The 6,114-nt window shown below is 33.7% G+C and carries 7 protein-coding genes; 5 read left to right on the plus strand and 2 right to left on the minus strand.

Going from position 1 to position 6,114, the window contains the following annotated elements; all coding sequences use genetic code 11:
- Window positions 1-24: 24 nt before the first annotated feature.
- A complete protein-coding gene (locus ACK4R1_RS08725) occupies window positions 25-933 on the minus strand; it encodes a TIGR01777 family oxidoreductase (protein ID WP_409685967.1) in 909 nt (302 codons plus the stop codon).
- A 76-nt stretch (window positions 934-1,009) separates the two neighbouring features.
- Complete coding sequence (locus ACK4R1_RS08730; protein WP_409685969.1) at window positions 1,010-1,462, minus strand: DUF4442 domain-containing protein; 453 nt, start codon at window positions 1,460-1,462, stop codon at window positions 1,010-1,012.
- Window positions 1,463-1,657: 195 nt separating this feature from the next.
- On the opposite strand from ACK4R1_RS08730, the gene ACK4R1_RS08735 reads away from it, so the two are divergent.
- The 5 genes from ACK4R1_RS08735 to ACK4R1_RS08755 all read left to right on the plus strand — a co-directional run bounded on the left by ACK4R1_RS08735 (window position 1,658) and on the right by ACK4R1_RS08755 (window position 6,046).
- Complete coding sequence (locus tag ACK4R1_RS08735; protein ID WP_409685970.1) at window positions 1,658-2,113, plus strand: DUF4870 domain-containing protein; 456 nt, start codon at window positions 1,658-1,660, stop codon at window positions 2,111-2,113.
- Between the two features lie 153 nt (window positions 2,114-2,266).
- The gene (locus ACK4R1_RS08740; RefSeq protein WP_121314380.1) at window positions 2,267-2,596 is read left to right on the plus strand and encodes a PadR family transcriptional regulator; all 330 of its coding nucleotides are present in this window, start codon (window positions 2,267-2,269) and stop codon (window positions 2,594-2,596) included.
- 5 nt (window positions 2,597-2,601) lie between these two features.
- On the plus strand, window positions 2,602-4,356 hold the full coding sequence (locus ACK4R1_RS08745) for a PspC domain-containing protein (protein WP_409685972.1): 1,755 nt from the start codon (window positions 2,602-2,604) through the stop codon (window positions 4,354-4,356).
- Window positions 4,357-4,358: 2 nt separating this feature from the next.
- A complete protein-coding gene (locus ACK4R1_RS08750; RefSeq protein WP_409685974.1) occupies window positions 4,359-5,099 on the plus strand; it encodes a head GIN domain-containing protein in 741 nt (246 codons plus the stop codon).
- Window positions 5,100-5,206: 107 nt separating this feature from the next.
- Window positions 5,207-6,046 carry a GIN domain-containing protein gene (locus tag ACK4R1_RS08755; protein ID WP_409685976.1) on the plus strand — a complete coding sequence of 280 codons (840 nt, stop codon included), beginning with the start codon at window positions 5,207-5,209 and terminating at the stop codon, window positions 6,044-6,046.
- Window positions 6,047-6,114 lie beyond the last annotated feature (68 nt).

Here is a 6,114-nt window from a genome sequence, read left to right on the forward strand (position 1 = left end):
TGCTGTCAATTAACAGCACTTTTTTTATTGGTATAGATCATCAATCGCTTTCTCTATATCGGGAAATTGAAACTGAAAGCCTAAATCCAAGATCTTGTTGGCACTAAGGTTTTTACTTGAAAATAATAGGTATGACATTTCGCCTAAAATCAGTTTCATTACAAACTCTGGTGTGTTTGGCAACCAAATTGATTTCTTCAAAGTTTTGGCAATAGTTTTGCTCAATACTTCATTGCTTATAGGATTTGTCGTAACCGCATTATAAACACCATCTAGTCGTTTTTCTAAAGCAAAATTGTATAGGGCAACCAAGTCATTAATATGTATCCAAGACTGTATTTGTTTTCCTGAACCCATTGCTGAACCGAATCCTAATTTGATAGGTTTTACCATTTCGGGCAAAGCGCCGCCTTTCTTGGATAAAACAATTCCGGTTCTTAGCTTACAAACTTTGATTCCTAAAACTTGGAAAACATTGACACTGGCTTCCCATTTTTTAACAACATTAGAAAGGAAACTATCTTCTGTTTCCTTTGTAGTTTCATCATAAATTTCATCAATACTTTCAGGATAAATAGCTGTTCCAGAAGCGGAAATTATTTGTTTTATTTGATGGTTCGGATGTTTTTTGACCAAGTTAAAAAGCAACTCGGCTGAAAGTGTCCGACTTTCAATAATTTCTTGTTTGTAAGCATTGGTCCAACGCTTGGCAATATTGGCTCCGGCCAAATGAATAATGGCATCTACTTCGAAAATACAGTTTTCATCAATTTTTCCTTCTTGCGGATTCCAAAAGAAACCAATATAATTTGATTCGGCTTCAATCTTATCTTTCGAAGTGGTCAAATAATGAATAGTATGGCCTTTTGCTAATAACAATTTTACCAATTCGTTTCCTACTAAACCTGTTGCGCCTGTAATTAGTATTCTCATTTTAGTAATTTTTATCAAAGTTACAATCGAAACATCATAAAAAAACCCTAATTGTAAAGGGTTTAACGTTTGTTAATTACTTTAATTTAATACTCCATTCAAAATTCATTTCCGAAACTTGCTCGCCTTTTTCATTTACACCAATAGATTTCATCCATATCGTTTGTCCTTCGCCGGTAGCTATAGTTCTTTGAATAGCTTCGCTTATTAAATGACCATCGTTGCAAGTAAAAGTAATTCGTCCTGTAGCTTTTTTAGTAAAATTACCATTGTTATTGGCAACCAACATCGAGATTTTTTTTCCTGAATTTTTGATTTGCATCATTACTAAAGCACCAGTTGTCAATTCGGCCGCCATGGCTTGTACGGCAAAATACATGGAATTAAAAGGATTTTGATTGAACCAACGATGTTTAACCGTTACCACACATTGTTCCCTTGAGATGGCTTTTACCCTAACTCCTGACCAAAAAGCAGAGGGTAATTTAAAGAACAAAAAAGTATTTAATTTTGAAGGTGAAAATTCCATAAACGCTTGATTTTGCTATAAAAGTACAAAAAATGATATAGTATTCAGCGCTTTTATAAATGTTAATATTTTGTTAAATCTTAGTACTTTGCATTGCATAATACCTTTTTTTAGCCTTATCTTTGTATAAGAAATTAATAGCCTATCTATAGTATTGTTAAATCAAATTAAATCATCAACCAAAAATCAAATAAAATGACACCTAACAACGAAAAAAATATTGCTACGTTCTTGCACTTGAGTGCTTTGACACAATATGTTATTCCTTTTGGGAATTATATCTTTCCTATTATCATTTGGAGTGCCAAGAAAAATGAATCAGAATTTGTGGATGTAAATGGTAAAAATGCCTTAAATTTTCAATTGAGTATGTTCATGTATACTATAGTATTATGTCTAATTGCCATTCCTATTTTTATCTATACGATTTTTAAAAATATTCCAAATCACGATATTCACCTCAATGGCGATTTTATTATTGACCATTTGAGTACAGGAAACATTACAGGATTAACCATTCTAGGCATCATAGCTGTGCTTCTGTTTTGTTTTTTGAAAGTAATCGAATTTATCTTAATCATTTATGCTGCAGTAAAAGCCTCTAATGGTGAAGCTTATAAGTATCCGTTGAGCATACCTTTCTTTAAATAATCATCAATCAAAATCAAATCAATCAATCAATCAATCAATCAATCAATCAATCAATCAATCAATCAAAGAGTTTCAATCATCAACCAAAGCAGTAATCACGCAGCGGGAAAATCAAAAAGCGAATGTTAATCACAAAAAATTAAATCATGTATTATGAACATTGAAAACACAAAAGCCCAGATGCGTAAAGGTGTTTTAGAATTTTGTATCTTGTCTGTCTTAAAAGAGAAAGACGCGTATACCTCTGAAATATTAGACACTTTAAAAAACGCCAAATTGCTTGTAGTAGAGGGAACCGTTTATCCGCTATTGACAAGACTTAAAAACGACGGATTACTCAACTACCGTTGGGAAGAATCAACATCGGGACCACCAAGAAAATATTATGGTTTGACCGAATTAGGAAAAACATTTTTAACTGAATTGAACGGCACTTGGACCGAATTGTCAGACGCCGTGAACATCATAACCAATCAAAAATAACAATCATGAACAAAACAGTAAATATTAATATAGGTGGTTTATTCTTCCATATCGATGAAGATGCATACCAAAAATTATCAAGATATTTTGATGCTATAAAACGTTCGCTTTCTAATTCTTCCGGTAAGGACGAAATCATGAAAGACATTGAAATGCGCGTTGCCGAGCTTTTGACTGAAAAACAAAAAACCGACAAACACGTAATCAATAATAAAGATGTTGATGAAGTGATTGTGGTTATGGGACAACCGGAAGACTACAGACTGGACGATGAAGATTCAACAGAAACCAAATCGGAACCCTATTACAACTTTCCTCCGCGTAAAAAACTATACAGAGACAAAGACAGAGGTTTAATTGGTGGCGTTTGTACCGGTTTAGGACACTACTTTGGTGTTGAATCTGTTTGGATTAAAATCATCTTCTTATTGTTGGCATTCACCAGTTTTGGGATCATCGCTTATATTATTCTTTGGATCGCTACTCCAAAAGCAATCACCACTTCTGAAAAATTAGAAATGACCGGCGAACCGGTAACAATTTCTAACATTGAAAAAAAAGTAAGAGAAGAATTTGAAAGTGTATCTAACAAGTTCAAAAATGCCAATTACGACGAAATGGGAAACCAAGTAAAGTCGGGTGCTGAAAGAGTTGCCAACGGATTGGGCGATGTAATCATGAAAATTTTTGGTGCGTTTGCTAAAGTTTTAGGAGCTATCATCTTAGTATTTTCTGCTTTAACATTAGCCGGATTGTTCATTGGTCTTTTTACTTTCGGAACTACCTCTTTTATTGATGCGCCTTGGCAACGCTATGTTGACGCGGTTAACTATACCGATATTCCGTTATGGATTTTTGGATTGTTGGCTTTCTTAGCCATCGGTATTCCTTTGTTCTTCTTCTTATTGTTGGGTTTAAAATTATTGGTAACCAATATGAAATCTTTAGGTGCAGCCGCCAAATACAGTTTATTAGCCATTTGGATTTTTGCCGTTGGAGCTTTAGTAATCATTGGAATCAAACAATCAACTGAATCAGCATTCGAAGGTAAAGCAGTTCAAAAAGAAATGATCAACATCCAACCAAATGATACTTTGCAAATCAAGTTTGTAAACAATGATTTCTTCTCTAAAAATATTTATGAACATGAAGAATTTACATTTACTCAAGATTCTGCTAAAAACGAAGTGATTTATTCAAATCAAATTAGTTTTGAAATCAAAAGTACTGATAAAGCACAACCTTATCTTCAAATTGAAAAATTAGCCGATGGTAAATCATTCAAAGAAGCCAATGAAAGAGCTGAAAAAATCAAATATGGGTTTAAAATTGTAGGTAACCAATTGCTTTTAGATAATTATTTGGTTACCGAAATGGCAAGCAAATACAGAGACCAACGTGTAGAATTATACCTTTATCTTCCAAAAGGGACAGTTTTCGTAGCCGATGAAACTGTAAGACATTTTGACGAATCAGACAACGGGTATTTTAATCTTCATCACAGTTCAGAAAAGTACACTTATAAGGTAGGAGAAACACAAGTAAAATGTCTGAATTGTCCAATAGAGGAAAACGAATACAATGATGTGGAAGGCGGTATTCAATCTGAAGAAATCAACATCATTGACGATAATGATTCATCTGAAACCGTTACGGTAAAAATCAACGGAAAAGGAATTACCGAAACCAAAAAAGGAAAATCAGATAAAAAAAGTAAATTAACTATAGGAAAAGACGGGATAATCATTAAAACAGAATAATCATGACAAAGTTTGTAATTTTCTTTTCAAAAGTGATCACTGCTGCATTAGTAGCCTTATCAATCACTTCATGTGATCACAACATTAATTTCGGAAAAAGTGTTACCGGAAGCGGTAACGTAATCACCGAAAAACGAAACCTGTCCAATTTTGATAAAGTTACAGTAAGTCGCGGATTAGACTGTGAAGTAATCTTTTCAGACCAATTGGAAGTTATTGTAGAAGCTGACGATAATTTAGTCAACGGAATTAAAACAACAGTTGAAAACGGAACTTTGGAAATCAGTTCTGAATACAGCAATTATAATAATGTAAAATCCAAAAAGGTAATTGTTCGTATGCCTAAAATTGTTAGCTTGGAAAGCTCAAGCGGTTCAACTTTAAAATCGGGCAATGTTTTAAACAGCGACGATATTACATTCAAATCAAGTAGCGGAAGTTCTTTAGAAGTTGAAGTTGAAGCTGACAAAGTAACCTTAGAAACCTCGAGCGGAAGCGAACAAAAAGTGGTCGGAAAAGCATTAAAAGTTTTTACAGCCTCATCAAGCGGAAGTCATATTGATGCCAATGGATTATTAGCCAATGAAGTCAAAGCGCAATCTTCAAGCGGAAGTTCCACAACAGTTTATGCAGCCTTATTATTAGATGCGAAAGCGTCAAGCGGAAGTTCCATAACCTATTTAAACAGTCCGAAAGAGGTCCGAAAAGAAGAAAGTTCCGGCGGTAGTGTCTCCAAAGATTAAGTTAATAAAACATCTCAATGAAAATTGGGATGTTTTTTTTTCTATTTTTGACACTCGAGACCTATTAGGTCGAACTGTACGAAGTAAAAACCAAACTACCAACTTCTATGAAAAAAATTATACTCTTTAGTTTTCTTTTACTCACCGCTGTTTCTTTTGGCCAAAAAAAAGAAAAGGTAAAAGGATCTAAAATTGTCAAATTAGAACAAAAGCAAATTGGTGATTTTGTAAGCTTAGAAGTAGAAGACAATCTCGAAGTTTATTTGGTAAAAGGAAATGAATGTGCACTCGAAATTGAAGCTGATGACAATTTGATTGAATTCGTTGAATATAAATTGGCCGGAAGCAACCTAAGAATTTCAACTTCGAGAGACATTTCAAGCTATAAAAAATTGAGCGTTCGTATAACTTACACCGACAAGTTCAATATGATTATTGCTAAAGACGAAACCAACATAACCGCTTTGTCCGATGTGGTTTTAGACAATGTCACCTTTAAAACATACGATTATTCCAAATTATTTCTAAATGCCAATACCAAAAATTTCACTTTGATGGCCAATGATAAATCGAAAGTAGAATTGAATTTAAAATCAGTTAAAACTGCTATCGATTTAAGTAAAAGTGCCTATGTGAAAGCACTAATTTCTTCCAGTGAGATGAGATTTGATTTATACCAAAAATCATCCGCAGAAGTAGAAGGCGATGTAATAGACTTAAAATTACGATTAGACAACAACACCGATTTTATTGGCAAAAAACTAACCGCCAAAAATGCCTCATTGGAAACGTCAGGTTATTCTAAAAGCAGTATAAACATCAGTAACATTGCAACAGTGAATGCTTCCGGAAATAGCGAAATACAATTGTATGGCGAACCGTTAAAAATTGAAATGAAACGTTTTGCAGACAGTGCAGAACTCAGAAAAAAACCAACAACAAAATAAATAGCCATTATCAGCAAATAACAAAAACAAAAAAAGCCTCCATCACTGGAGGCTTTTGCTTTTTGGGT

Origin of the sequence: Flavobacterium sp. (assembly GCF_046293665.1) — a bacterium.
Classification (GTDB): domain Bacteria; phylum Bacteroidota; class Bacteroidia; order Flavobacteriales; family Flavobacteriaceae; genus Flavobacterium.

Coding starts and splice junctions, on each gene's coding strand:
- ACK4R1_RS08725 (WP_409685967.1), bottom strand. CDS start 933: ATGAGAATACTAATTACAGGCGCAACAGGTTTAGTAGGAAACGAATTG.
- ACK4R1_RS08730 (WP_409685969.1), bottom strand. CDS start 1,462: ATGGAATTTTCACCTTCAAAATTAAATACTTTTTTGTTCTTTAAATTA.
- ACK4R1_RS08735 (WP_409685970.1), top strand. CDS start 1,658: ATGACACCTAACAACGAAAAAAATATTGCTACGTTCTTGCACTTGAGT.
- ACK4R1_RS08740 (WP_121314380.1), top strand. CDS start 2,267: ATGAACATTGAAAACACAAAAGCCCAGATGCGTAAAGGTGTTTTAGAA.
- ACK4R1_RS08745 (WP_409685972.1), top strand. CDS start 2,602: ATGAACAAAACAGTAAATATTAATATAGGTGGTTTATTCTTCCATATC.
- ACK4R1_RS08750 (WP_409685974.1), top strand. CDS start 4,359: ATGACAAAGTTTGTAATTTTCTTTTCAAAAGTGATCACTGCTGCATTA.
- ACK4R1_RS08755 (WP_409685976.1), top strand. CDS start 5,207: ATGAAAAAAATTATACTCTTTAGTTTTCTTTTACTCACCGCTGTTTCT.